Consider the following 24830-nt stretch of genomic DNA (forward strand, 5'->3'; position numbering starts at 1 on the left):
TCTGAGTCAGGATCAGCAGGGCATTCGGAAGGAGCCCGACATCACCAGCGAACTCCCGCGACTCGCGGCGGTTACCCGACCGCAGCGGGGTTCCGGCATGTCGGGTGCCGTCCGCGTGCCGTCGGCCGGGGCGGGGCTGCACGGCGGCGTACCGCCGGGCGAGCGGCTGCGGGTGCTGCTGGTCGAGGACGACGAGGGCGACGCCTTCCTGGTCGGTGAGCTGCTCGCCGAGACCAACTCGATGATCGACCTGCTGGTCGCCACCAGCCTCAGCGAGGCCCGGCAGCGGGTGATGGGCGTGGACTGCGTCCTGCTCGACCTGGGTCTGCCGGACGCGCAGGGCCTGGACGGGCTGCGCCGGGTGCTGGAGATGGCCAGCGGTGCCGCGGTCTGCGTGCTGACCGGCCGCTCGGACGAACACCTGGGCATCGTCGCGGTCGCCGAGGGGGCGCAGGACTACCTGGTCAAGGGCCAGGTCGACGGTGTCCTGCTGACCCGGGCGCTGCGGTACGCGGTCGAGCGCAAGCGGGCCGACGAGAACGCCCGCCGGCTGCGTGAGGTGGAGCTGCGCCAGGCCGAGTCCGCCCGCCTGGAGCGCGGCCTGCTGCCGCAGCCGCTGATGACCACCGACGAGGTGTCGGTGCACACCTTCTACCGGCCCGGCCGGCACGCCGCGCTGATCGGCGGCGACTTCTACGACGTGGTGCAGACCCAGCCGGACCGGATCGACCTGATCGTCGGCGACGTCTGCGGGCACGGCGTGGACGAGGCCGCGCTCGGCGTCGAACTGCGCGTCGCCTGGCGGGCCCTGGTGCTGGCCGGGGTGCCGGACGACGAGGTGCTGCCCGCGCTGGAGCAGGTGCTGATGAGCGAGCGCCGCCTCCAGGAGATCTTCGCGACGGTGGCCACCACACGGCTCGACCTGGCGTCGGCGCGGGCCACCGTACGCCTCGCCGGTCACCCGCCGCCGCTGCTGCTCAGTGGCGGCAAGGTCGCGCCGGTGCCGGCCAAGGGCGGGCTGCTTCTGGGCGTACGCCCGCGCCGCCCGGTCGCCTTCGACCTGGAGTTCGACACCGACGACTGGTCACTGCTGATGTACACCGACGGCCTGATCGAGGGCCGGGTGGACGGCGGTGACGAACGGCTCGACGTGCCGGGCCTGACCGGGCTGCTCGCCGACCCGGCGAACCGGGCGGTGCCGCTGGCCGAGCTGCCCGCCTGGCTGGTCGGGCGCGCCGAGCAGATAAACGGCGGCCCGCTCGCCGACGACGTGGCGATGTTGCTGGTCACGCGGGGCAGCGGCCGGTGAGCGCCGAGCCGGCTCCGCGGTCGCGAACGAAGATGACGCAGTGAGCGCGAAGGGCGACGGGGAGGAACCTGTGAAGGCGTACCAGCAGGGGTGGACCCTGCGGCGGCGGGTGGTCGCGCTCCTCGGCGTGGTGCTGGTGCTGCTGCTCGGTCTGGCCGCCGCGGAGGCGGCGGTCGCGGCGAAGAACCGCGAGAACATCGACGCGGTGCTGCTCAAGACCGGCCCGCTGCGCGTCCAGGCGCAGGAGCTGATGAGCGTGCTGCTCGACCAGGAGACGTCGGTGCGCGGGTACGCGGTGAACGGCGACCGCAGCGACCTGGAGCCCTACCAGGAGGGCGTGAAGCGCGAGCAGAGCCTGGTCACCTCGATCCGGGACCTCTCCGCCGACTACCCGGACGTGCGGCGGTCGCTGGACGTGGTCGAGCAGCAGACCGCACAGTGGCGGGCCCAGGTGGCCGAGCCGGTCATCACCACTGTCGAGCGGGACGGCGCGGAGGCCGGCCAGGCGCTGATCACGGACGCGACCCGGCAGCAGTTCGACGGCATCAGGGCGTCGGTGAACACGCTCCAGGACGAGATCCTCACCGTCCGGGAGGAGACCGCCGACCGGGTCAACTCGACCAGCAACACGCTCGTCGTGCTGCTGATCATCGCCGCGCTCGTGGTGACGGCGGCCGGCGTGGTCATGCTGCTCTCGCTGGACCGGATCCTGATCCGCCCGCTGGCCGCCCTGGTCAGTCAGGTGCGCGAGGTGGCCGACGGCGACTACCGGCACCACATCGAGGGCTCCGGCCCGCCGGAGTTCCGGCGGCTCGCCGAGGACATCGACCAGATGCGGATGAAGATCGCCCGGGAGCTGGACGAGGTACGCGAGGCGCGGGAGCGCATCGAGTGGGTCAACAGCCAGCTGCAGAAGCAGGCCGAGGAGCTGACCCGGTCCAACCGTGACCTGGAGCAGTTCGCGTACGTCGCCTCGCACGACCTCCAGGAGCCGCTGCGCAAGGTGGCGAGCTTCTGCCAGCTCCTCCAGCGGCGGTACGCCGGGCAGCTCGACGAGCGGGCCGACCAGTACATCGCGTTCGCGGTGGACGGCGCGCAGCGCATGCAGCGGCTGATCAACGACCTCCTGGCGTTCTCCCGGATCGGCCGGTTGACCACCGGTTTCACCGAGGTCGACCTGAACAAGGTGATGGGCGACGTGGCGGGGCAGACCGAGGCGGCGTTGCAGTACGCCGACGCGGAGCTGACCTGGGGCGAGATGCCGACCATCCGCGGCGAGGAGCCGCTGCTGACCAACCTGCTGGTCAACCTGGTCAGCAACTCGGTGAAGTTCCGCCGGCCCGACGTGCCGGCGAAGGTGCACGTGTCGGCGCGGCTGGTGGACGGCGAGTGGGAGATCAGCTGCCGGGACAACGGCATCGGGATCGAACCGGAGTTCGCCGACAAGATCTTCGTGATCTTCCAGCGGCTGCACTCGAAGGACGCGTACCCGGGCACCGGCATCGGACTGGCCATCGTCAAGAAGATCGTGGAGTATCACGGCGGCCGGGTCTGGGTGGACACCGACGCCGACGAGGGCACCACCATCCGGTTCACGCTGCCCGCGCTGGAGGCCGACATCGAGGCCGCCAAGGCGGCGGAGGCGGCAGCGGACGGGGACGCCGCGGACGGGGACGCCGCGGAGCCGGCCGGAACGCCGGCCGCCGAGGGCGCCGAGACCGACCCGGCGGGCGCCGGGCGGCAGCCGGACGGCGAGGCACGCGAAGAGCCGCCCGCGCAGGCGGACCGACACGGTACAAACGGTGGCATGAAGGAGACGGTGGGATGACCGCGCCCGCGGACGGCAAGAGCCCGATCGAGGTCCTGCTCGTCGAGGACGACCCCGGTGACGTGCTGATGACCCAGGAGGCGTTCGAGGAGCACAAGCTCCGCAACCGCCTCACCGTCGTCTCCGACGGCGCCGAGGCGCTCGCCTACCTGCGCCGCGAGGGCCGGTACGCGGACGCGGTGACGCCCGACCTGATCCTGCTCGACCTGAACCTGCCCCGGCGCGACGGCCGGGAGGTGCTCAAGGAGATCAAGAAGGACGCGCAGCTCTGCCGCATCCCGGTCGTGGTGCTCACCACCTCGCAGGCCGACGAGGACATCCTGCGCAGCTACCAGCTGCACGCCAACGCCTACGTGACCAAGCCGGTGGACTTCGAGCGCTTCATCTCGGTGGTCCGCCAGATCGACGAGTTCTTCGTCAGCGTGGTCAAGCTGCCGCCGCGTGGCTGACCCGCTGCTGGACGACGTCGGCGCGCTGCTGCGGGAGGCGGCGGCCAAGGTCGTCGTGCCGTTGTTCCGCCGGCTCGACGCGTCCGACATCTCCGAGAAGGCACCGGGCGAGGTGGTCACGGTCGCCGACCGCGAGGCCGAGGCGCTGATCTCCGAAGGACTGCGGCGGCTGCGTCCCGGCTCGGTGGTGGTCGGCGAGGAGGCCGTCGCCGACGATCCCGACCTGCTGCGGCACCTGCGCGGCAGCGGCGACGTCTGGCTCGTCGACCCGGTCGACGGCACCTCCAACTTCGCCGCCGGCCGCCGGCCGTTCGCACTGATGGCGGCGCTGCTCACCGACGGCGTACCGGTGGCGTCCTGGGTGTACGACCCGCTCGACGGCACGATGGCGGCGGGCCGGCTCGGCGCCGGCGCCGCGCTGGACGGGGCGTCGCTGAGTGCGCCGCGGGCCGAGCCGAGGGTGGGCGCGCTGCGCGGCACCGCGGCGACGAAGTTCCTGCCCCCGGATTTCCGCCGCCGGGTGGAGGAGGGCGGCCGCCGCATCGGTGAGCTGCTGCCCGGCCAGCACTGCGCCGGCCGGGAATACCTGGACGTGCTCACCGGCGAGCAGCAGTTCGTGCTGTTCTGGCGCACCCTGCCGTGGGACCACACGCCCGGCACGTTGCTGGTGCGCGAGGCCGGTGGCGTGGCCCGCCGGTTCGACGGTGCCGACTACCACCCGGCCGACGAGGGCCGGGGACTGCTCGTGGCGGCGAGCCCGGAGATCTGGGACGAGGTGAGCGCCGCCCTGCTGGGCGGTTGAGCGGCGCTGCGCGACGGGCACGGCACGCTGCGTCGACGTCGGAGGCCGTACGCCGTCGCCGGCCTGGCGTGTCGCGCGTGGTCCGGTATCGTGACCGGCGGTCTCCGCCAGCAGGCCGCCGTCCGGCGCCGGCGGAGACGCCGCTCGGTGTACGGGGGCCGGCGGTCGACGGAAGGACCAACACGTGCCCAGGACCAGCCCTACCGGCCGGCGCGTCCGGCGGTCGCTGCTCGCCGCGTTCGCCGCGGTGGCCGTGCTGCTCGGCTCCGGCGTGGCCGCCGGCCCGGCCGCCGCCGTACCCAGCCCGAACGCCCCGAACGAGGGCGGCAGCAAGCAGTTGCGGGCGGCGTTGGAGGCGGCGGCGAAGGGCCACATCGAGGCCCAGAACAAGCTGGAGAACTCCAAGCGCCGGCAGAAGGCGCTCGCCGCCCAGCTCACCGACATCGAGGGACGCCTCGTCGGGCTCAGCGCGCAGGCCGGTGAGGTCGCCGCGCAGTCGTACCGGATGGGCCGGCTGACCGCGACGTCGATGCTGCTGGCCAGCGCCGACCCGAACGACTTCCTCAAGCGCGCGGCCGAGCTGGACGTGATGGCCCAGCGCGACAGCAAGCGGCTGCGGGAACTGGCCGACGCGAAGGCGCAGGCGGCCGAGGCGAAGCTCGCCATCGACGCCGAGGTGCGCGAGCAGGCCAAGCAGGTCGCCGTGCAGGCCCGCAAGAAGAAGGACGCCGAGGTGGCGCTGGCGAAGGTCAGTTCCGGCGCCGGGTCCGGGTTCAACGGCACCTCCTCGTCGGCGAAGCCCGCGCCGCGCAACTCGGACGGCTCGTGGCCGTCGGAGTCCTGCTCGGTCGACGACCCGACGCCCGCGTCCGGCTGCATCACCCCGCGCACGCTGCACATGCTCCAGCAGGCCAAGTCGGCCGGTTACAAGCGCTACGCCTCGTGTCACCGCAGCGGTGGCGGCGGCGAGCACCCCAAGGGCCGGGCCTGCGACTTCTCCGCCGCCAGCGGCGGGTTCGAGGACAAGACCGCCACCGGTGGCGACAAGGCGTACGGCGACAGCCTCGCCGCCTGGGCGAAGAACAACGCCAACCGGCTCGGCATCATGTACGTCATCTGGTATCGGCAGATCTGGATGCCGAACACCGGCTGGCGGGCGTACAGCGGCGGCGGCAGCCCGGCGGCGGACCACACAAACCATGTTCACATCTCGATGTATTGACCCGGCCCGCCGCGAGCGCTGCGTAGCATCGCCACGGTGAGCAGCACATCGTCCGACGTCATCGCGGGACCGGCGGCCGACGCCCCGGTCCCGCCCCGGGCCCTGCCCAACGGGCTCGCCGCGTTCCTCGTCTTCCTCTCCAGCGGGGCCGTGCTGGTGCTGGAGACCGTGTCGTTGCGCCTGGTCGGCCCGTACGTCGGGGTGACCCTCCAGGTGACCAGCTCGGTGATCGGCATGGCGCTCGCCGCCATCGCGTACGGGGCGTGGTTCGGCGGCTGGCTCGCCGACCGGCGTGACCCGCGCACCCTGCTGGCCCCGGCGCTGGTGCTGGCCGGCATCGCCACCGCAATCACGCTGCCCATCGTCAGGTACGCCGGTGAGGCGCTGCGCGGCGGCGCGGCGAGCGCGGTCCTCCTGCTGACCGCGCTGACCGTCCTGCTGCCCGCCGCGTTGCTGGCCGGGATCACCCCGCTCGTGGTGAAGCTCCAGCTCGCCGACCTGCGCCGGACCGGGCAGGTGGTGGGCAAGCTGTCCGGCATCGGCACGCTCGGCGGCATCACCGCCACGCTCGGCACCGGTTTCGTGCTGGTGGCGGCGCTGTCCAGCACCGTCATCGTGCTGGGACTGGCCGCCGTGCTCGGCGTGACCGGGCTGGCGCTCGGCTTCTGGCTGCGACGGCAGGCCGGCCCGAGCGGACTGTCCGCGCCGGGCCGGGTCAAGGCCGCGCTGGCGTTGCTCGGGCTCGCCGCCGCCGGGCTCACCGCCGCGGCGCCGAACCCGTGCGACGTGGAGACCGCGTACCACTGCGCCCGCGTCGAGGTGGACCCGTCCTGGCCGCAGGGGCGCACGCTCTACCTCAACTCGGCCGAGCACTCGTACGTCGACCTGGGCGAGCCGACCCACCTCAAGTACGCGTACACGCAGTGGATCGGCCTGGTCGCGGACGTGGCGCGGCCGGCGAAGCAGCCGATGGACGCGCTGCACCTGGGCGGCGGCGGCTTCACGGTGCCGCACTACCTGGCCGCGACCCGGCCCGGCAGCGACAACCTGGTGTTCGAACTCGACGGCGGCCTGGTCGAGCTGGACCGGCGGGAGCTGGGCCTGCGTACCGGCACGCAGATGCGCGCCGAGGTGGGTGACGCGCGGGTGCTGCTGCGCGGCGAGCCGGCCGACAGCCGCGACTTCATCGTCGGCGACGCGTTCGGCCACCTGGTCGTGCCGTGGCACCTGGCGACCCGGGAGATGGCCGCCGACATCCGCCGGGTGCTGCGCCCGGACGGGATCTACGTGCAGAACGTCATCGACTACCCGCCGGGCCGGTTCATCCGGGCCGAGCTGGCCACCGTGAAGGCCGAGTTCGCGCACGTCGCGCTGATCGCCCCGCCCGGCGCGATCGACGGGAGGCAGGGCGCCAACTTCGTGATCGTCGCCTCGGACGCGCCGCTGCCGCTCGCCGCGATCCCGCCTGGCCTCAAGCTGCTGCCCGAGCCGGCCGCGCTGATGGACGAGGCGGCGGTGACCGAGTGGGTGGGCGACGCGATGGTGCTCACCGACGACTACGCGCCGGTGGACCAACTGCTCGCGACCGCCTGAACGGGTGAACTTCCTGACCGATTCCGACAGCTGAGGTGTACCGGGGCCCACTTCGGGCAACAGGACCGACCATGGGTGGACCGGTCAGGAACGGCGTGCAACTGCTCGGCGAGCGATATCGGCTCGTCGAGCAGTTGGGTGCGGGCGGCATGTCGGTCGTCTGGCGCGGCTACGACGAGGTGCTGGGCCGCCAGGTGGCGGTCAAGGTGCTGGCCTCGCGGCTGGCCAGCGACAAGGCGTTCCGGCACCGGATCCGGGTGGAGGCGCAGGCCGCCGCGCGGCTGTGCCACCCCAACATCACCAACGTGTACGACTACGGCGAGTCCGTGCAGGTCGGCCTGACCGTGCCGTACGTGGTGATGGAGCTGGTCGACGGCGGTCCGCTCAGCGGGCGGCTCGGCCGCGACGGGCAGCTTCCCTGGCGGGAGGCCATGACCATCGGCGCGGAGGTCGCCTCGGCGCTGGCCGCCGCGCACGCCCGCGGTGTGGTGCACCGGGACGTGACCCCGGGCAACGTGATGCTGACCCCGACCGGCGTGAAGGTCGTCGACTTCGGCATCTCGGCGCTGGTGGGGGAGAGCGACAAGGGGCCGGACGGCGCGTTGCTCGGCACGCCCGCGTACCTGGCGCCGGAGCGGCTGGACAACGGCCACGTCTCGCCGGCCACCGACGTGTACGCGGTCGGGCTGCTGCTCTACCGGATGCTCACCGGCCGCCTGCCGTGGCAGGCCAGCACCACCACCGAGATGCTGCGCGCCCACATGTACCGCGACCCGGACCCGATGCCCGCGGTGCCGGGGCTGCCCGAGCCGGTCGCCTCGCTCGTGCAGCGGTGCCTGGCCAAGCGCCCCGAGGACCGCCCGGCGACCGCCGAGGTGGCCCGTACGCTCGCCGAGGCGGCAGGTATCGCGGCGATCGTGCCGGTGTCGCCGGCGTTCGGCCGGATGGACCCGGCGCTCGCCGAGAACGCCGGCACCACCATCCTGCCGTGGTCGGCGGAGACCGACGCGCTGCCGTTCTCGGTGGTGCGTACCCGCACCAGGCGGGCGGTGGCGCGGCGGCGCAAGGTGGAGGCCGGGGTCGCCGCCGTCGGGCTGGTCGCGGTGACCGCCACCCTGTGGGGGCTGACGTCGCGGAGCCCGGCCAGCGGCGGGGTGGAGCCGACCGAAGCGCGGATGAGCCTGCCCGAGACGATCCCGTGCGCTGTCGACTACTCGCTGCGCCGCGACACCGGCAAGGACTTCTCCGCCGAGCTGACGCTCACCAACACCAGCGACCGGGAACTGCGCGGCTGGACCATGAACTTCACGTTCCCCGGCAAGCAGACGGTCACCACGGCCCAGCCCACGGCACGTCAGGTGGGGCGTACCGTCTCGATCGCCGCACCGGCGACGGACCCGGCGCTGGCCCCCGGCGCGTCGACGAAGCTGACGCTGGCCGGCCGCTACACCGGGAGCAACACGCTGCCTGTCGAGTTCACGCTCGGCGACAGCACCTGCGGCGTGCAGGTCTCCGGCATCGCCGGCTCGGCGCCGACCACCGCGCCGCCGGTGAAGACGCCGGTCAAGCCGGCCACCAAGACCACCGCCAAGAGCGGGCCGGCGAAGGCCAAACCGGCGCCGGCGAAACCGAAGCCCAAGGCCGCGCCGAAGTCCAAGGGCAAGGAGAACGGCAAGGGAAAAGCAAAGTAGACCGGCCGAAGGGGGGTGGGCACGGCAAGGGCAAGGGTCCGAAGAAGGGCTGACAGGCGAGACCTGCCGTCAGGTCGGCGCCGTCGTCAGGTCAGCGCGGAGAAGCGCTGCACCTGGGTGATGCCGCCCTCCACGATGAGCACGGTGTCCGCCTGCAGCACCGTGTCCGGCCCGGCATAACGGAACGGCTGCCCGGACTGCTTCTCGCCCACCACCATGACGCCGTACCGGTCCTGCGGTGCGATGTCGCGCAGTGACCGCCCGACCAGCGGCGCGGGCACCTTGACCTTGGCGATGGCGAAGTCGTCGTCGAACTCGATGAAGTCGAGCATCCGGCTGACGATCAGGTGCGCCACCCGCTCGCCGGTCTCCGCCTCGGGGAAGACCACGTGGTGCGCGCCGACCGAGTGCAGGATCTTCGCGTGCTTCTCCGAGGTGGCCCGCGCCCAGATCTGCTCGATCCCCAGCTCGGCCAGCGCCAGTACGGTGAGCACGCTCGCCTCCAGCGACGCCCCGATCGCGACCACGACCCGGCGGAAGTCCGCCAGCCCGAGCTGGCGCAGCACCACCTCCTCGGTGCTGTCCGCCTGCACCACCCGGTCGAGGTCGGCCGACCAGTGCTGGACCCGGGCCGGGTCACGGTCGATCGCCAGCACCTCGTAACCGAGACGGGACAGGGACTCCGCCAGGCGCGTGCCGAACCGGCCCAGGCCGATCACCGCGATGCCTGTCTCCTCCGGATGTCTAGCCGACAATGGGTTGCTCCTCCGGGTAGCGGTACAGCCGTCGACGGGTGTTCAACGCGATGGCCGAGCCGAGGGTGAGCGGCCCGACCCGGCCGATGTACATGAGCGCGGTCAGCACGTACTGACCCGGCGGGGAGAGCTGCCCGGACACCCCGACGGTCAGACCGGTCGTGCTGAACGCGGAGGTGACCTCGAACAACGCGGCCGAGAACGACACGTGCGAGGTCAGCGCGATCAGGCCGACGGTTCCCCCGGCCACGAGCGCCACGCTCAGCAGCGCCACGGTCAGCGCCTGCCGCTGGCTCGCCGCCGCCACCCGGCGGCGCCCGACAGTGGTGTCCGGCTCGCCCCGCAGCTCGGCCCAGATGGCGAAGCCGAGCAGGAAGAACGTGGAGACCTTGATGCCGCCGGCGGTGCTGGCGCTGCCGCCGCCGATGAACATCAGGCCGATCAGCATCGGGTAGCTCTCGTCGGTGAGGTGCCCGACGTTGATCACGTCGAAGCCGCCGGTACGGCTCAACGCGATCTGCGTGAACGACGCCAGCAGCTTGCCCTGCACGTCGAAGGTGCCGATCGTGAACGGGTTGGTCCACTCGGCCATCAGCAGGTAGGCGACGCCGAAGACGGTCAGCACCACGCTGCCCCACACGGTCAGCTTCGTGGCGACCGCCCAGCGCGCCGGCTGCCGCCACTCGCGTACCGCCTCGAACAGCGCCGGGAAGCCCAGCCCGCCGATGATCGCGCCGATGCTGAGCGGCAGCGCCACCCAGCCGTCCCGGGAGAACGCGATCAGGCCGTCGGAGTAGAGCGCGAACCCGCCGTTGTTGAACGCCTGCACCGAGTGGAACACCGCCGACCAGAGCGCCCGGCCCGGCCGGTAGTCGTACGCCAGGAACAGGCGCGTGGCGATCACCGCGGTCATCAGCGCCTCGATCACGAAGACGGTCGCCGCGATGCGCAACAGCAGCCGGCGTACGTCGCCGAGGCCGAACTCGGCGGTCTCCGCCTGCACGAGCAGCCGGTTACGCAGGCCGAGCTGGCGGGAGACCGCCAGGATCACCAGCGACGCCCCGGTCAGGATGCCCAGACCGCCGAGCTGCGTCAGCACGGTGATCATCACGAGCCCGAAGCCGTTCCAGTAGTTCGGCGTGTCGGTCACCGCCAACCCGGTCACCGACACCGCCGACGTGGACGTGAACAGCGCGGTGACGAACGGGGTGTACCGCTGCTCGTTGGTGGCCCAGGGCAGCATGAGCAGACCGGTGCCGACCAGGATCACCGCCAGGAACCCCAACGGCACCAGCCGTACGGGCTTCCGGAGCAGGCGGCGCATCCCGTCATCTTCCGTCCGGAGATTCACCGGCAGGTCAGGAACCGACCAACTGGCGGTCAACCACGACCGGTCTGCTGTGCGTACCCATCGACGACAGGAGACGGCGTTGCGACGTACCCTTTCCACCCTCGGCGTGGCCGGCGCGCTGCTCGCGGCGGCCGCTGTGGTGGTGCCGGCCGTGGCCGCCCAGGCCGGCCCGGACCACCGCGCCGAGCGTGCCCCCGCGGCCCAGCGGCCGATCGTGATCGGCCACCGCGGCGCGAGCGGCTACCGCCCGGAGCACACCCTGGAGGCCTACCGGCTCGCCATCCGCCAGGGCGCCGACTTCATCGAGCCGGACCTGGTCTCGACCAAGGACGGCGTCCTGGTCGCGCGGCACGAGAACGAGATCTCCGGTACGACCGACGTGGCCGCCCGCCCCGAATTCGCCGGCCGCAAGGCGACGAAGACCATCGACGGGGTCACCGTCACCGGCTGGTTCACCGAGGACTTCACGCTGGCCGAGCTGAAGACGCTGCGGGCCAAGGAGCGGCTGCCCCAGGTGCGGGTCGCGAACACCGCGTTCGACGGCAGGTTCGAGATCCCGACGTTCCAGGAGGTCATCGACCTGGCGCGGGCCGAGTCGAAGGCCCGGGGCCGGACCATCGGCGTCTACCCGGAGACCAAGCACCCCACCTACTTCGCCTCGATCGGCCGCCCGCTGGAGGAGCCGCTGGTGGCGGTGCTGCGCCGCAACCGGCTCACCCACCGCGCCGACCCGGTGTTCGTCCAGAGCTTCGAGACCGCCAACCTGCGCAAGCTCGACAAGATGATCGACGTACGGCTGGTGCAGCTCATGGACGCGAGCGGCGCGCCCTACGACTTCGTCGCGGGCGGAGACAAGCGGACCTACGCGGACCTGGCCACGCCCGCGGGACTTGCCTGGATCTCCCGGTACGCCGACGGCGTCGGCCTGAACAAGAACCTGATCGTGCCCCGGGACTCCGCCGGCCGGCTGCTCGCGCCGACCTCGGTGATCCGCGACGCGCACCGGCAGAAGCTGGTGGTGCACGCGTGGACGTTCCGGGCCGAGAACCAGTTCCTGCCTGCGGACTTCCGCATCGGCACCGACCCGAACGCGCGTGGTGACATCACGTCCGAGTACGAGCTGTTCCTCGACCTGGGCCTGGACGGCGTGTTCAGCGACCACCCCGACACGGCCGTGGCCGCCCGAGCCGGCCGCTGACCCTGCTCCGCTGAAACGGGGTGCTCGCCGTTCCGGCGGGCACCCCGTCCGCGCTTTCCCCGGCCCCGTCGCGCTCGGCCGCCCCCGAGATCTTGGTACGAAACGGCCCCTCCAAGGGCCATTCCATACCAAGATCTCGCGAGGGCGGTGGCGGTGGTGGTGGGCGGTGGTGGCGGGGCTTGTCGCGCGGGGCGGGCGCCACTTCGGGGAAGTGGCTGCTTCCGGGCGCGATGATGCCGCCACTTCGACGTAGTGGAGTTGATCAGCTCGGGGGTTCGGCTACGTACGTGCCGCGGCCGGGCTGGCCGGTGATCAACTCGCGATCGTGCAGCAACGACATCGCACGGTAGGCCGTGTTCATGTGGACGCCGTAGGTCTCGGCGAGTTCACGGGTCGAGGGCAGTCTGTCGCCGGGCTTCAGCTCGCCGCTCTTGATCTTCGCGGCGATGTCGTTGGCGATACGGCGGAACGGTGCTTCAGCTGTGGGCATGGTGGGGACTCCGGTTGGTTCGGCGAATCCGATCCTGCCCTGCCTACACAGGCACTGCGACAGGTCGCGCGATGGCGTGGGACGACATTGCCGGCGAGGTGCGCGTGGTGGGGGCGGCCATCCCGGGTCGGTGCGGTTACGTGGCGATGTCCGGCGTTGTAACGTGCGGCCATCCCGTCACAGGTACTTGTGTGCGCCGACCACATAGCCCGTGGGTGACGTCACTTCTAGCGTGAGCCGACAACTGACATTCCCCCTGTCCTCACCTGGAGTCGCAATGACGATCCGGCACACGCGACGGGTGTTCCTTACCGCCGCCACCTCGGTGGCGGTCGCTCTGGCCGCCACGGCCTGTGGCAGCCCGCAGGACACCGCATCCGGCGGCGGCGACGCCGCCCCGGTCAAGGTCGGTCTGGTCTACTCCCAGTCCGGGCCGCTCGCCAGCTACGGCAAGCAGTACATCGAGGGTTTCAAGGCGGGCCTCGACTTCGCCACCAAGGGCACCGGCAAGGTCGGTGACCGCACGATCGAGGTGACCGAGGCCGACGACGCGGGCGACCCGGCCAAGGCCGTGTCCGCCGCGAAGGACCTGATCGGCAAGGGTACGAAGATCATCGCGGGGTCCACCTCCTCCGGGGTGGCGCTCCAGGTGGCGCCGATCGCCGCGCAGAACAAGGTGCTGTTCATCTCCGGCCCGGCCGCCACCGACGCGGTGACCGGCGCGAACAAGTACACGTTCCGTTCCGGCCGTCAGTCGTGGCAGGACGTGGTGACCGCCCGGTCGTTCATCGGCGACGCGGGCGGCAAGAAGGTCGTCGTGTTCGCGCAGGACGGCGCGTTCGGCGACGCGAACGAGGCCGCCGTGAAGGCCGTCATCGGCGGTGCGGGCGCGAACGTGAGCAGCGTCCGGGCCCCGGCCAGCGCCACCGAGTTCACGCCGTTCGCCAGCCAGATCAAGGCCGCCAAGCCGGACCTGCTCTTCGTCGCCTGGGCGGGCACCACCGCCGGTGCCATGTGGCAGACGCTCGACCAGCAGGGCGTCCTCGCCTCCACCACTGTCGTCACCGGCCTGGACATCCGTGCCTCGTGGCCGACGTTCGGCGCGGCCGGCAGCAAGATCTCGTTCCTGTCGCACTACTTCGACGGCGCCAGCGACACCGAGGCCGCCAAGGCCGCGAAGGCGAAGGTGCCGGGCGGCACGCTCGACCTGTTCCACCCGGACGGGTTCGCCGCCGCGCAGATGGTCGTCCGGGCCGTGCAGGAGGGCGGCGACGACGTGGAGAAGATGATCAAGGCGCTGGAGGGCTGGGAGTTCGAGGGCGTCAAGGGCACCATGAAGATCCGCGCCGAGGACCACGCCCTGCTCCAGCCGATGTACCAGGCCAAGCTCTCCGGCAGCGGCACCGCCTTCACGGCGACCGCGCAGAAGTCGCTCACCGGTGACGAGAGCGCGCCGCCCGTCGCGCAGATGAAGGGCTGACCCGTGCTCGCCACCCGCGGTCTGACCTGGCGGATCGGTGAGGTCGCCATCGTCGACTCCGTCTACCTCGATCTGGCGCCGGGGGAGTTCCTCGGCGTGATCGGGCCCAACGGCGCAGGCAAGACCTCCCTGTTCAACCTGATCACCGGCCTGCGCCGGCCCACCGAGGGCACGGTCCTGCTGGACGGCGCGGACATCACCGCGCTTCCGCCGCACCGGCGTGCCCGGCTCGGACTGGGGCGTACCTTCCAGGCGTCCTCGGTCTTCGGCTCGCTGAGCGTGCGGGAGAACGTCCGGCTCGCCGTACAGGCACACCGGGGTGGCTCGATGAAGCTGTGGCGGCGGGCGGCGGCCGACCGGGAGGTGGCCGCCGCCGCCGACGCGGCGCTCGACCGGGTCGGCCTGCACCACAGGGGTACGGCGCTCGCCGGCACCCTGGCCCACGGCGAGAAGCGCAAGCTGGAGATCGCGCTGCTGCTCGCCGGTGAACCCCGGGTGATGCTGCTGGACGAGCCGATGGCCGGCGTGAGCGCCGAGGACGTGCCCGAGCTGGTCAGCGTGATCAAGTCGTTGACCGGCGACAGCGGCCGGGCGGTGCTCATGGTGGAACACCACATGGACGTGATCCTGGAACTGGCCGACCGGATCGCCGTGATGCACCACGGCGCGCTGCTGGCGTGCGACACCCCGGACACGGTGATGGCGAACGCCACCGTGCAGGAGGCGTACCTGGGGGAGGCGCTCTAAATGACCGAACCTGTCCTGTCCGTGGCGGACCTGTCCGTGCGGATCGCCGGGCTGCACATCCTCCAGGGGGTGTCGTTCGAGGTCGCGCCGACCGGCGTGACGGTGCTGCTCGGACGCAACGGCGTCGGCAAGACCACCACGTTGCGCGCGATCGTCGGGCTGACGCCGCGCGGCGGTGAGGTGCGCGGCAGCGTACGCATGGGGGCGCGCAGCCTGCTCGCGCGCCCCACCCACCGGCTGGTCCGCGACGGCCTCGGCTACGTGCCGGAGGACCGTTGCGTCTTCGCCGCGCTCACCGTCGCGGAGAACCTGCGGCTCGCCGAACGGCGGGGCGTCACGCCCGCGTACGACAAGGTCTTCTCGCTCTTCCCCGAGCTGGAGCGGCGCGGACGGCAACGGGCCGGCTCGCTGTCCGGCGGGCAGCAGCAGATGCTCGCGATCGGCCGGGTGCTGCTGAACGACAACCGGCTGCTGCTGGTCGACGAGCCGACGAAAGGGCTGGCGCCGAAGGTGGTGACCGAGGTGGCCGAGGTGCTGGAACGGGTGGCGGAATCGGTGCCGGTGCTGCTGGTCGAGCAGAACCTGGCGGTGGTACGGCGGCTGGCGACCGACGCGGTGGTGCTCTCCGCCGGGAAGGTCGCCTGGACCGGCGACGCCCAGGAGCTGCTGCTGGAGACCGCGCTGACGAAGTCGTTGCTCGGTGTGGGTTCGGCGGAGGTGCGCTCGTGAACACAGTGGTTCTGCTGACGCTGACCGGGCTGGGCCTGGCGGCGCTGTACTTCCTCGTGGCCTCCGGCCTGTCCCTCGTCTTCGGCCTCGCCGACGTGCTCAACTTCGCGCACGGGCTGTTCCTCGGCGTGGGCGCGTACGCGACCTGGTGGGCGGCGGGCAACCTGCCCGGCGCCGGGCCGGACGGGTTCGGCTTCGTGCTGGCTGTCGTCTTCGGCGTGCTGGCCGGTTCGCTCGTCGCGGTGCTCGTGGAGCTGGTGCTGATCCGGCCGCTGTACTCCCGCACCATCGAGCAGGTGCTGGTCACCGTCGGCCTGTCGCTCGCCGGGGTGGCGCTGCTCCAGGCCACCTGGGGTGCAGACCCGCGGCCGTTCCCGCGTCCGGACTGGAGCCGGGGCGTCACCTCGGTGCTCGGCGCCCAGGTGCCGAACGCCGGGCTGCTGCTGATCGTCGCCGCCGCTGTGGTGCTCGGCGCGCTGCTGGCGTTCCTGCGCTGGACCCGGTACGGCCTGATCATCCGGGCCGGCGTGGAGAACCGGGAGATGGTGACGGCGCTCGGCATCGACGTGCGCAAGGCGTTCACGCTGGTCTTCGCGATCGGCGGGGCCGCCGCCGCGCTTGCGGGCGCGCTCGGCGGCGTCTACTTCGGCACCGTCTCGCCGGGGCAGGGCGGCTCGCTGCTGATCTTCGCCTTCATCGTGGTGGTGATCGGCGGGATGGGCTCGGTGGTCGGGTCCGCGTACGCGGCGGTCGCGGTGGGGCTGCTGCAACAGTTCGTCAACTACTACGGCACGTCCGGGCTGGGCGACCTGTGCGTGGTCGGTCTGCTCGCCGTGGTGCTGCTGCTGCGTCCGCAGGGCCTGGCCGGAAAGGTGGCTCACGCATGACCGAGGTCAAGAGCGCCGAGACGCCGGCACCCCCGGCTGCGGTACCGGACGAGCTGAGCCCGGGCCGCGCCCGCTGGCACGGACTGCGCCCGTACCTGCCGCTCGTGGCGCTGGTGGTGGCGGCGGTCCTGCCGTACTCCACACTGCACCTGCCGGGGATCTTCGAGGGGCCGCTGAACTCGCCGGGCACGCTGCAACTGCTCGCCATCTGCCTGGTCTTCGGCGGGCTCGCGGCCGGGTACGACCTGCTGTTCGGGCGTACCGGCATGCTCTCCTTCGGGCACGCCCTCTACTTCGCCGCCGGGGTGTACGGCACCGACATCCTGGTCACCAAGGCCGGGCTGCCGCTGTGGCAGGCCGCCGTGCTGACGGTGATCGGCGGGACGACGCTCGCCGCGCTGCTCGGTGCGGTGGCCCTGCGCACGGTGGGCATCGCGTTCGCCATGGTGACGCTGGCGTTCGCGCAGGTCGGGGCGATCCTGGTGGCCCGCGACTTCGGCGGTCTCACCGGCGGCGAGGAGGGTCTGCCGCTGGACGTCTCCGGGCTGCCGTCGGCGCTGGTGGGCGTCACCAACACGGTGAACCTGTACTGGCTGGCGCTGGCGTACCTGGCCATCGTGGTCCTCGTGGTGCACCGGGTCAGCGCCTCGCCGACCGGGCGGGTGCTCGCCGGGCTGCGCGACGACGAGCGGCGGATCGGGGTGCTGGGGCTCGACCCGTACCGGTTCAAGCTCGTCGCGTTCACGCTCGCCGGCGGTCTCGCGTCGGCCGGCGGTGTGGTCTACGTGCTGATCGTCGGCGGCGCCAGCCCGCACATCACCTCGTCGGAGCTGACGCTGTCGCTGCTGGTCATGGTGGTGCTCGGCGGCCCCGGCACGCGGTGGGGGCCGGTGCTGGGCGGCGTCCTCTACATGTACCTCGACCACCGGCTCACCGCGTTCGGCAGCAGCGACGCGGTGAACAGCCTGCCCGCGTTCCTCAGCCACCCGCTGAGCCAGCCCCTGTTCGTCCTGGGCACTGTGTTCATCCTGGCCGTCTACTTCTTCCCCGGCGGCCTGGCCAGCCTGCGCTCCCGCGTAACCCCCCTCCTCACCGCCCTCCGCCGCTCCCGCTGACCCCCGCTGACCCCCGCCCCGCCCCGGCGATCATGAAGTTGACGGCACGACACGCCGTGTCCGGCCCGCGCCAACTTCATGATCGACCGGGGCGACGTGCTCGGCCGCTGACACGCGGAAGGGGCGGCGGCCCCCCGTGTGGCCACCGCCCCTCGCGCGTCCGTCGTGGTCAGCCGTTGAGCATCTCGTACGCCGACGCCGGCGCCTTCTGCACCTGCGCGCCGGTCGGTGCGCTGAGCTTCGGCGCCTTGCCGAAGTCGTAGTACTTGGCGACCAGCTTCATCGCCTTCTTCTTGCCCGCGGCCGGCACGTCCAGGGTCAGCGACGTGAGGTTCCCGTCCGGCCCGACCACAGCCGTGAACGGCACCTTCTTCGCCGCGTCACCGAGCGCGTCCACGTCCACGGTGCTGAAGTTCTCGCGGATGTCGGCGTTCGCGGTCAGGTCGGCGAACCCGCCGTACGTGCCGTTGCCCCGGTCCTCGACCGTCTCCGCGGTCCGGATCACCGCGGCCGTGTTGGCCGGGTCGGCGTTCTGGTAGACAGGCACGTCGGAGGCGTCGTCGAGCTTGGTGCGGTCCAGGAGCATCCAGCGCTTCGGCAGCTTCATGATGTCGTGCAGACCGGGGATGCCGGTGAGCTTGACCCGGACCCAGATGTCCTCCTCGATCACCCGGAAGGTCATCGCCATGGTGAACTCCGGGTCCTTGATCTTCTCCGACATGGACAACTCGAGGCCCTGCGCCGCCGGGTCGACCACCCCGTCGAACTTCTCCGCGCCCTCGATGGTGGAGAACCGGAAGGCCGGGTCCTTCTCGTCCGGCACGGCGGCCAGCAGCGCGGCCTTCGGGTCGGCCGACGGGCTGGGCGCCGCTCCGGTGCCCTCGGAGGCGTCGCCGGTTCCGCACCCCGCGGACAGGACGGTGGTGGCCAGCACGGCCGTCGCGAGAGCCGCGATCCGCCGGAGGCTCGCGGCGGAACCGATTCGCTGCGTCATGGTGTTCGACTCGCTTTCCCAGGTGATTGTTGCCGGGGAAGTATCGCCAGCCGTCACGGCGTTCCCGCTGCCGTTATGCTGCCGTCCGACTGCCGTCGGCCACGGTGGGCGGGGGCAGTCGGTACGGGGGCGGAAACTCGCATGTCAGAGGCGCTGCGCTTCGAACTCCTCGGCCCGCAGCGGGCCTGGTACGCCGGCCGACCACTCGATCTCGGCCCGGCCAAGCAGCGGGCCGTGCTGGCCGTGCTGCTGCTCGCCGCGGGCCGTCCCGTGCCGACCGGGCAGATCGTCGAGGCGGTCTGGCCGGACGAGGCGCCGGTGAACGGCCTCAACGTGGTGCAGAAGCACGTGGCCGGTCTGCGCCGGATGCTGGAACCCGACCGGTCGCCGCGTACGCCGGCCCGGGTGCTCACCCTCACCGACGCGGGCTACCTGCTGCGCGTGCCGCCCGAGGCGGTGGACGTGGCGCGCTTCGAGCGCGGCGTGCGGCGTGCGCGGGCGGCACAGGCGGCCGGGCGTACGGCGGAGGCGCTGACCGAGGTGAGCGCCGCGCTGGAGCTGTGGCAGGGGGAGCCGTTCACCGGGTTCGGCGGCGCGTACTTCGAGACGGCCCGGCACCGCCTCGTGGAGATGCGGGCGGTCGCGCTGGAGACGCGTACCGAACTGGAGCTGGCCGACGGCCGGCACGGCGAGCTGGTCGGCCGGCTGGTCGAGCTGGTCGCCGAGTTCCCGGTCCGGGAACGGCTGCGTCACCAGCTCATGCTGGCGTTGCACCGCAGCGGACGGCAGGCCGAGGCGCTGGCCGCCTACCGTGACTACGCCGGGCTGCTCCGGGACGAGTACGGCATCGAGCCGGGGGAGCCGCTCCAGGATCTGCACCGGCGCATTCTGCGCGCCGACCCGGATCTCCTCGCGCAGGCGCCGCGTCGTCCGGCCGGATCCGGCGACAGGTGGGCGGTCGGCGGCCCGGAGCCGTCTCCGGCCCCCGCCGAGGAACCGGCCCGGCCGCTGCCCATGAGCCCGGCCGAGAGCCCGCTTCCGCTCACGGCGCCGCCCCAGCCCGCCGCTCCGCCCCAGCCCACAGCTCCGGCCCAACCCACGGTCTCGGCTCAACTCACCGTTCCGGTGCAGTTCACCGTCTCGGCGCAGCCGGGCAGCCCGTTCCCGCCGCCACCGGCCGGCCCGGGTGAGTCGCCGACCGGCCTGCCGGCCTGGGTCGCGCCACCGGTCGCGCCGCTGTTCGGTGCCGTGCCGCCGTCCCGGCGTCCGGCCGGAGTGCCCGGGTGGTTGAGCGTCGTCGCGACTGTGGGCGGCGCGTTCATCGCCCTGCTCTCGTTCGGCATGCTCACCTGGCTGGTGGTGCTGCTCTACGGGATCTGGCGGCGGGGCTGGGGCAGCATCCTCGCCGCGGTCTGCTACCTGACCGTCGCCGTGACATTCGTGGTGGTCGTCGGCGGTAGCGAGACGGAGGAGGTCAGCGGACCCGAGGGCGCCATGATCCTGATCTGGCTGACCACCTGGATCTCGGGCGTCCCGCACGTGGTGCTGCTCAACGGCCGGCTGCTCGCCTGGCTGCGCGGGCTCTGGCGTGGCCGGCCGTACGCCGACCGCAACCGGCTGCGCCGGGAGTACGCCCGCTACCTGCTCTACCAGTACCCGTCGGCGCGGGAGGACCTGCGCATCGGCCGCCCCGACCTACCCCGGGCGTACGACGACGGCGGACTGGTGGACGTCAACTCGGTGCCGGACCACGTGATCAGCGGGCTGCCGGGACTGACCCGGTCGCAGGCGCAGCATGTGGTGGTCGACCGGCGGATGCGCGGCCCGTACACGTCGATGGAGGAGCTGGCCTCGCGGTGCCTGCTGCCGGCGGCGGCGACGGACTCGTTGCGCGAGCTGCTGATCTTCCTGCCGCCCGCACCGACACCCGTACCGCCGCCCACGTCGCCGCCCGGTCCGCCGGTGACGTCGGTGGCCCCTGGTAGAAATGCCGGATGAGCCAGGATCGGATGGCCGTCCGGGAGCGTGCCGAGGCGGTGCTGCGGCGGCTGGCGGGTGACCACGCCCGGCTGCGCGAGGACCAGTGGCGGGCCATCGAGGCGCTCGTGGTCGACCGGCGGCGGGTGCTCTGCGTGCAGCGCACCGGCTGGGGCAAGTCGGCCGTCTACTTCGTGGCCACCGCGCTGCTGCGCGAGGGCGACCGGCACGGGCCGACCGTGATCGTCTCGCCGCTGCTGGCGCTGATGCGCAACCAGGTCGAGTCCGCCGCCCGCGCCGGCATCCGGGCATGCACCATCAACTCGGCGAACCTGGACGAGTGGGACGAGATCACCGCCGAGATCCACGCCGGCGCCGTCGACGTACTGCTGATCAGCCCGGAACGCCTGAACAACCCGGACTTCCGCGACGGCGTGCTGCCGAAGCTCGCAGCCACCACCGGGCTGCTCGTGGTGGACGAGGCGCACTGCGTCTCCGACTGGGGGCACGACTTCCGGCCCGACTACCGGCGGCTGCGCACGTTCCTGGCCAACCTGCCCGAGCGCACGCCGGTGCTCGCCACCACCGCCACCGCCAACGCCCGGGTCACCCAGGACGTGGCCGAGCAGCTCGGTGACGCCCTGGTGCTGCGGGGCACCCTGGACCGCGAGTCGCTGCGCCTCGGCGTACTCGATCTGCCGAGCCCGGCCCACCGCCTGGCCTGGCTGGCCGACCACCTGGACCGGCTCCCCGGCTCGGGGATCGTCTACACGCTCACCGTCGCGGCGGCCACCGAGACGGCCGACTTCCTGCGCGGCCGGGGCTGGTCGGTCGCCTCCTACACCGGGCAGGCCGAGGACGCCGACCGGCGGGCCGCCGAGCAGGACCTGCTGGACAACAAGATCAAGGCGCTGGTCGCCACCAGCGCGCTCGGCATGGGCTTCGACAAGCCCGACCTGGGCTTCGTCGTGCACCTGGGCGCGCCGCCCTCGCCGATCGCCTACTACCAGCAGGTCGGCCGCGCCGGCCGGGCCGTCGAGCACGCCGAGGTGCTGCTGCTGCCCGGCGTGGAGGACGCGGCGATCTGGCGGTACTTCGCCTCGCTCGCCTTCCCGCCCGAGGAGCAGGTGCGCGCCGTGCTCGCCGCGCTGGACACCGAACGGCCGATCTCCACCCAGGCCCTCGAACCGGTGGTCGACCTGCGCCGGGCCCGGCTGGAGCTGATGCTCAAGGTGCTCGACGTGGACGGCGCGGTCCGCCGGGTGCGTGGCGGCTGGCTCGCCACCGGCGAACCCTGGGTCTACGACGAGGCCCGGTTGCGGCGCGTCGCCGACGCGCGCGCCGCCGAGCAGCGGGCCATGCGGGAGTACGCCTCGACGTCCGGCTGCCGGATGCGCTACCTGCGGGAAGGGCTGGACGACACGGGGGCGCAGGACTGCGGGCGGTGCGACAACTGCGCCGGCCCGTTGTTCGACGCCGCTGTCTCCGACCAGGCGCTGACCGCCGCGCAGACGTTCCTCGGGCGGCCCGGCGTGCCGATCCCGCCGAAGAAGCTCTGGCCGACCGGGTTGGAGTCGGTCGGCGTACCCCTGAAGGGCCGCATCCCCCCGGCGGAGCAGGCGCTGCCCGGCCGGGCCGTGGGCCGCCTGTCCGACCTGGGGTGGGGTGGGCGGCTGCGCGGGCTGGTCGGGCCGGAGGCGCCGGACGGCCCGGTGCCCGACGACGTGGTGGCCGCTGTGGTCGAGGTGCTGAAGGCATGGGCGCACGGCGACGACCCGTGGCCCCGGCGGCCGGCGGGTGTGGTCGCGGTCGGCTCCCGGACGCGACCGCTGCTGGTCGGCTCGCTGGCCGAGCGGATCGCCGCCGTGGGCCGGCTGCCGCTGCTCGGCCAGGTCGTCCCGGCCGGGCCTGGCGGCGGCGGGCCGCGCGGCAACAGCGCCCAGCGGGTACGCGCGCTGCACGACGCCTTCCGCCTGCCGGACGAGCTGGCCGGTGCGCTGGCGGGGCTGGACGGCCCGGTGCTGCTGGTGGACGACCTGGTCGACTCGGGCTGGACGATGGGCACGGTGGCGCGGCTGCTGCGCCGGGCCGGTGCGCCGGACGTGCTGCCGCTGGCGCTCGCGGTGGCCGGCTGACCCGTCCCTCGGCCTGCCTGACGGGAGTCCCGGCGTGGCGTGCCGCCGGTCGGCGCGGCAGTTCCCGGGCTGCGGGAAAAGTTCCCGGGCCGGGCGGAATGCGAGCGTCACCACCGTCGGCGGACCGTCGTCGGGCCCGCACCCGGGCGGCGGTACCGTGGGGTCATGACCGAGCAGCGACCCGTCGTCCAGACGTACACCGTGACCGGGATGACCTGCGGACACTGTGTCAAGGCGGTGACCGAGGAGCTGTCCGCGCTGCCCGGCGTCGACGAGGTCCGGATCGATCTGACCAGCGGCACCGCCACTGTCACCAGCGCGGCGCCGCTGCCCGTCGAGTCCGTGCGTGCCGCTGTGGACGAGGCGGGTTACGAGCTGGTCGGCGGCGGTGCCTGAGTCGTCGTCCGTCACGTCCGGCACCGGCGTCGTCCCCGACGACTCCGAGGCCGGTTCCGGCGCTCCCGCGGCGCAGCCCGGGGATGCGGCTCTGGCCGGGGACGCTGTTCCGTCCGAGGGCGCGGGACGGTCTGCGGACGCGGCTCTGCCCGGGGACGCGGCGCTGGCCGGGGACGGTTCGAGTGGTTCGGCCGGGGCGGCCGGGCCCGTCGCTGTTGACCGGGAGACGTTGCGGCTGGCCCTGGTGGTGGGCGGCCTGGTGCTCGCCGTCCTGCTCGGCTTCGGCCTCGGGCGGATGAACGCGCCGGCCGACCCGGCCCGGCCCGCCGGCACGACGGCCGGCGGGGTCGCCACGGGCGGCGCCGACGGCGGCGCGCACGCCCACTCACCCGGGACCGGCGCGCACACGCACGACGGCGCAACAGTCACCCAGGGCGGCGGCGACGGCGCGACCGGACTGTCGATCACCTCGGCCGGCTACACGCTGGTGCCGTCGACCGAGCTGGTCGCGGGCCGCGCCGGTGAGCTGCGCTTCCAGATCCGCGACGACCAGCGCCGGGCGGTCACCCGGTTCGCCGTCGTGCACGACAAACCGATGCACGTGATCATGGTCCGGCGTGACCTCGGCGGTTACCGGCACCTGCACCCGACGATGGCCGCCGACGGCACCTGGTCGGTGCCGATCACGGCACCTGAGGCGGGCCCCTGGCGGATGTACGCGGACTTCACCGCGGTGGCCGACGACGGCCGCCAGGTCGCCGTGGTGCTCGGCGCCGACCTGACCGCGTCCGGCGCGTACCGGCCCCGGCCGCTGCCCGCCGCCGCCACGTCGGCCACCGTCGACGGGTTCACCGTCGGGTACGCGGGCACGCCGGAGGTGGGGAAGTCGGTGCCGCTGCGGTTCCGGGTCACCGGGACGGGCGGCGCGGCGGCGGCGCTGGAGCCGTACCTCGGGGCGTACGGGCACCTGGTGGCGCTGCGCGAGGGCGACCTCGGTTACCTGCACGTGCACCCGGAGCCGGTGCGCGACGGCGACGACGTGACGTTCTGGCTGACCGCGCCGGGGCCGGGTAGCTACCGGATGTTCCTGGACTTCCAGGTCGGCGGCGTGGTGCGGACCGCCGAGTTCACGCTGACCGTGGCCTGAGCCCTCGTCGCCCGCCCGGCGCTCAGCCGGCCCGGCGGACCGGGCGGCGGGCCAGGTAGCGGAGCAGATCGCGGATGTGGTGCTTCTCCTCGGCGGGCACGTTCGGGTCGGCGAGCCGATCCAGGATGACGCGCACGTCGGCCTCCACCGGGCCGTCCTCGGCGCCCCGGCGGCGGGGCAACGGCCCGGCGTCGGGCAGGCCCAGCGCGCGGAACGCCGCAGCCACGGGCAGGTCGAGGGCGGCGCAGAAGCCGCGGACCTTCGCGAGTTCGGGGTAGTCCTGCCAGTCGCCGGCCAGCCAGCGGAACACAGTGGAGCGGCCGACGCCGGTGTGGGTGGCGAGGTCGGTCACCGTCCAGCCGCGCTCCTCGCGCGCGGCGTCGATGGCCCGTCGTACGAAGCGCGCGAAGGCCATCTGTGGCGAAACGTCTGCGGAACCCATCCCTGGTGGATCTGTCCCCTTCCTCCGGTGGCCCGGCTCGCGCACCGAGCCTAGTACGCCGGGCCGGAGAAGTAACTGACTGATCGGTCCGGA

22 protein-coding genes are annotated in these 24830 nt (G+C 72.7%); 17 read left to right on the plus strand and 5 right to left on the minus strand.

Annotation, left to right across the window (positions count from 1 at the left end; all coding sequences use genetic code 11):
- Positions 1 to 97 precede the first annotated feature (97 nt).
- The 7 genes from BFV98_RS22250 to BFV98_RS22280 all read left to right on the plus strand — a co-directional run bounded on the left by BFV98_RS22250 (position 98) and on the right by BFV98_RS22280 (position 8894).
- On the plus strand, positions 98 to 1309 hold the full coding sequence (locus BFV98_RS22250; RefSeq protein WP_013288718.1) for a PP2C family protein-serine/threonine phosphatase: 1212 nt from the start codon (positions 98 to 100) through the stop codon (positions 1307 to 1309).
- Between the two features lie 70 nt (positions 1310 to 1379).
- Positions 1380 to 3137, plus strand: a complete 1758-nt coding sequence (locus tag BFV98_RS22255; protein ID WP_071098967.1) for an ATP-binding protein — start codon at positions 1380 to 1382, stop codon at positions 3135 to 3137.
- Positions 3134 to 3586, plus strand: coding sequence for a response regulator (locus tag BFV98_RS22260; protein ID WP_013288716.1), 453 nt, complete (start codon positions 3134 to 3136; stop codon positions 3584 to 3586). The genes BFV98_RS22255 and BFV98_RS22260 overlap by 4 nt, the downstream gene beginning before the upstream one ends.
- Positions 3579 to 4388 carry an inositol monophosphatase family protein gene (locus BFV98_RS22265; protein ID WP_013475179.1) on the plus strand — a complete coding sequence of 270 codons (810 nt, stop codon included), beginning with the start codon at positions 3579 to 3581 and terminating at the stop codon, positions 4386 to 4388. Before BFV98_RS22260 ends, BFV98_RS22265 begins: the two co-directional genes overlap by 8 nt.
- 184 nt (positions 4389 to 4572) lie before the next feature.
- The gene (locus BFV98_RS22270) at positions 4573 to 5610 is read left to right on the plus strand and encodes a hypothetical protein (protein WP_013288714.1); all 1038 of its coding nucleotides are present in this window, start codon (positions 4573 to 4575) and stop codon (positions 5608 to 5610) included.
- A 36-nt stretch (positions 5611 to 5646) separates the two neighbouring features.
- A complete protein-coding gene (locus BFV98_RS22275; protein WP_071097679.1) occupies positions 5647 to 7203 on the plus strand; it encodes a fused MFS/spermidine synthase in 1557 nt (518 codons plus the stop codon).
- Positions 7204 to 7274: 71 nt separating this feature from the next.
- On the plus strand, positions 7275 to 8894 hold the full coding sequence (locus BFV98_RS22280; protein WP_071097681.1) for a serine/threonine-protein kinase: 1620 nt from the start codon (positions 7275 to 7277) through the stop codon (positions 8892 to 8894).
- Between the two features lie 86 nt (positions 8895 to 8980).
- Here BFV98_RS22280 and BFV98_RS22285 read toward each other — a convergent pair whose 3' ends face one another.
- Positions 8981 to 9649 (minus strand): TrkA family potassium uptake protein, encoded by a 669-nt coding sequence (locus BFV98_RS22285; RefSeq protein ID WP_071097683.1) that lies wholly within the window; start codon positions 9647 to 9649, stop codon positions 8981 to 8983.
- On the minus strand, positions 9639 to 10973 hold the full coding sequence (locus BFV98_RS22290) for a TrkH family potassium uptake protein (protein WP_071097684.1): 1335 nt from the start codon (positions 10971 to 10973) through the stop codon (positions 9639 to 9641). The genes BFV98_RS22285 and BFV98_RS22290 overlap by 11 nt, the downstream gene beginning before the upstream one ends.
- Before the next feature lie 106 nt (positions 10974 to 11079).
- On the opposite strand from BFV98_RS22290, the gene BFV98_RS22295 reads away from it, so the two are divergent.
- Positions 11080 to 12198 carry a glycerophosphodiester phosphodiesterase gene (locus tag BFV98_RS22295; RefSeq protein WP_071097686.1) on the plus strand — a complete coding sequence of 373 codons (1119 nt, stop codon included), beginning with the start codon at positions 11080 to 11082 and terminating at the stop codon, positions 12196 to 12198.
- A gap of 262 nt (positions 12199 to 12460) precedes the next feature.
- Here BFV98_RS22295 and BFV98_RS22300 read toward each other — a convergent pair whose 3' ends face one another.
- Positions 12461 to 12688: a GntR family transcriptional regulator gene (locus BFV98_RS22300; protein WP_013288708.1), complete on the minus strand. Its 228-nt coding sequence runs from the start codon at positions 12686 to 12688 to the stop codon at positions 12461 to 12463.
- 277 nt (positions 12689 to 12965) lie between these two features.
- On the opposite strand from BFV98_RS22300, the gene BFV98_RS22305 reads away from it, so the two are divergent.
- The 5 genes from BFV98_RS22305 to BFV98_RS22325 are packed head-to-tail and all read left to right on the plus strand — an operon-like array spanning position 12966 to position 17646.
- On the plus strand, positions 12966 to 14168 hold the full coding sequence (locus BFV98_RS22305) for a substrate-binding domain-containing protein (protein WP_013288707.1): 1203 nt from the start codon (positions 12966 to 12968) through the stop codon (positions 14166 to 14168).
- A gap of 3 nt (positions 14169 to 14171) precedes the next feature.
- Complete coding sequence (locus tag BFV98_RS22310; RefSeq protein WP_013288706.1) at positions 14172 to 14915, plus strand: ABC transporter ATP-binding protein; 744 nt, start codon at positions 14172 to 14174, stop codon at positions 14913 to 14915.
- Complete coding sequence (locus BFV98_RS22315; RefSeq protein WP_071097688.1) at positions 14916 to 15644, plus strand: ABC transporter ATP-binding protein; 729 nt, start codon at positions 14916 to 14918, stop codon at positions 15642 to 15644.
- Complete coding sequence (locus BFV98_RS22320) at positions 15641 to 16531, plus strand: branched-chain amino acid ABC transporter permease (RefSeq protein ID WP_013288704.1); 891 nt, start codon at positions 15641 to 15643, stop codon at positions 16529 to 16531. The genes BFV98_RS22315 and BFV98_RS22320 overlap by 4 nt, the downstream gene beginning before the upstream one ends.
- Entirely contained in the window at positions 16528 to 17646 is a 1119-nt protein-coding gene (locus BFV98_RS22325) for a branched-chain amino acid ABC transporter permease (RefSeq protein WP_071097689.1), read from the plus strand. The genes BFV98_RS22320 and BFV98_RS22325 overlap by 4 nt, the downstream gene beginning before the upstream one ends.
- A 169-nt stretch (positions 17647 to 17815) precedes the next feature.
- Here the strand turns inward: BFV98_RS22325 and BFV98_RS22330 are convergent, their stop codons facing one another.
- Positions 17816 to 18640: a hypothetical protein gene (locus tag BFV98_RS22330; protein ID WP_013288702.1), complete on the minus strand. Its 825-nt coding sequence runs from the start codon at positions 18638 to 18640 to the stop codon at positions 17816 to 17818.
- Positions 18641 to 18781: 141 nt separating this feature from the next.
- On the opposite strand from BFV98_RS22330, the gene BFV98_RS22335 reads away from it, so the two are divergent.
- From BFV98_RS22335 to BFV98_RS22350, 4 genes are all read left to right on the plus strand, one after another.
- Positions 18782 to 20638: a BTAD domain-containing putative transcriptional regulator gene (locus tag BFV98_RS22335; RefSeq protein WP_071097691.1), complete on the plus strand. Its 1857-nt coding sequence runs from the start codon at positions 18782 to 18784 to the stop codon at positions 20636 to 20638.
- On the plus strand, positions 20635 to 22752 hold the full coding sequence (locus BFV98_RS22340; protein WP_176921715.1) for a RecQ family ATP-dependent DNA helicase: 2118 nt from the start codon (positions 20635 to 20637) through the stop codon (positions 22750 to 22752). The genes BFV98_RS22335 and BFV98_RS22340 overlap by 4 nt, the downstream gene beginning before the upstream one ends.
- A gap of 165 nt (positions 22753 to 22917) precedes the next feature.
- Positions 22918 to 23148, plus strand: coding sequence for a heavy-metal-associated domain-containing protein (locus BFV98_RS22345; protein WP_013288699.1), 231 nt, complete (start codon positions 22918 to 22920; stop codon positions 23146 to 23148).
- Positions 23141 to 24295 (plus strand): hypothetical protein, encoded by a 1155-nt coding sequence (locus BFV98_RS22350; RefSeq protein ID WP_071097698.1) that lies wholly within the window; start codon positions 23141 to 23143, stop codon positions 24293 to 24295. The genes BFV98_RS22345 and BFV98_RS22350 overlap by 8 nt, the downstream gene beginning before the upstream one ends.
- Before the next feature lie 22 nt (positions 24296 to 24317).
- On the opposite strand, the gene BFV98_RS22355 is transcribed toward BFV98_RS22350, so the two are convergent.
- Entirely contained in the window at positions 24318 to 24737 is a 420-nt protein-coding gene (locus BFV98_RS22355; RefSeq protein ID WP_013288697.1) for a helix-turn-helix transcriptional regulator, read from the minus strand.
- Between the last annotated feature and the right edge of the window lie 93 nt (positions 24738 to 24830).

Source organism: Micromonospora sp. WMMB235, from assembly GCF_001855515.1.
Taxonomy (GTDB): domain Bacteria; phylum Actinomycetota; class Actinomycetes; order Mycobacteriales; family Micromonosporaceae; genus Micromonospora; species Micromonospora aurantiaca.

Excerpts from the sequence above, each read along its gene's own strand:
- BFV98_RS22250 (WP_013288718.1), top strand. The coding sequence starts at position 98 with ATGTCGGGTGCCGTCCGCGTGCCGTCGGCCGGGGCGGGGCTGCACGGC.
- BFV98_RS22260 (WP_013288716.1), top strand. The coding sequence starts at position 3,134 with ATGACCGCGCCCGCGGACGGCAAGAGCCCGATCGAGGTCCTGCTCGTC.
- BFV98_RS22280 (WP_071097681.1), top strand. The coding sequence starts at position 7,275 with ATGGGTGGACCGGTCAGGAACGGCGTGCAACTGCTCGGCGAGCGATAT.
- BFV98_RS22290 (WP_071097684.1), bottom strand. The coding sequence starts at position 10,973 with ATGCGCCGCCTGCTCCGGAAGCCCGTACGGCTGGTGCCGTTGGGGTTC.
- BFV98_RS22300 (WP_013288708.1), bottom strand. The coding sequence starts at position 12,688 with ATGCCCACAGCTGAAGCACCGTTCCGCCGTATCGCCAACGACATCGCC.
- BFV98_RS22305 (WP_013288707.1), top strand. The coding sequence starts at position 12,966 with ATGACGATCCGGCACACGCGACGGGTGTTCCTTACCGCCGCCACCTCG.
- BFV98_RS22315 (WP_071097688.1), top strand. The coding sequence starts at position 14,916 with ATGACCGAACCTGTCCTGTCCGTGGCGGACCTGTCCGTGCGGATCGCC.
- BFV98_RS22325 (WP_071097689.1), top strand. The coding sequence starts at position 16,528 with ATGACCGAGGTCAAGAGCGCCGAGACGCCGGCACCCCCGGCTGCGGTA.
- BFV98_RS22330 (WP_013288702.1), bottom strand. The coding sequence starts at position 18,640 with ATGACGCAGCGAATCGGTTCCGCCGCGAGCCTCCGGCGGATCGCGGCT.
- BFV98_RS22335 (WP_071097691.1), top strand. The coding sequence starts at position 18,782 with ATGTCAGAGGCGCTGCGCTTCGAACTCCTCGGCCCGCAGCGGGCCTGG.
- BFV98_RS22340 (WP_176921715.1), top strand. The coding sequence starts at position 20,635 with ATGAGCCAGGATCGGATGGCCGTCCGGGAGCGTGCCGAGGCGGTGCTG.
- BFV98_RS22345 (WP_013288699.1), top strand. The coding sequence starts at position 22,918 with ATGACCGAGCAGCGACCCGTCGTCCAGACGTACACCGTGACCGGGATG.
- BFV98_RS22355 (WP_013288697.1), bottom strand. The coding sequence starts at position 24,737 with ATGGGTTCCGCAGACGTTTCGCCACAGATGGCCTTCGCGCGCTTCGTA.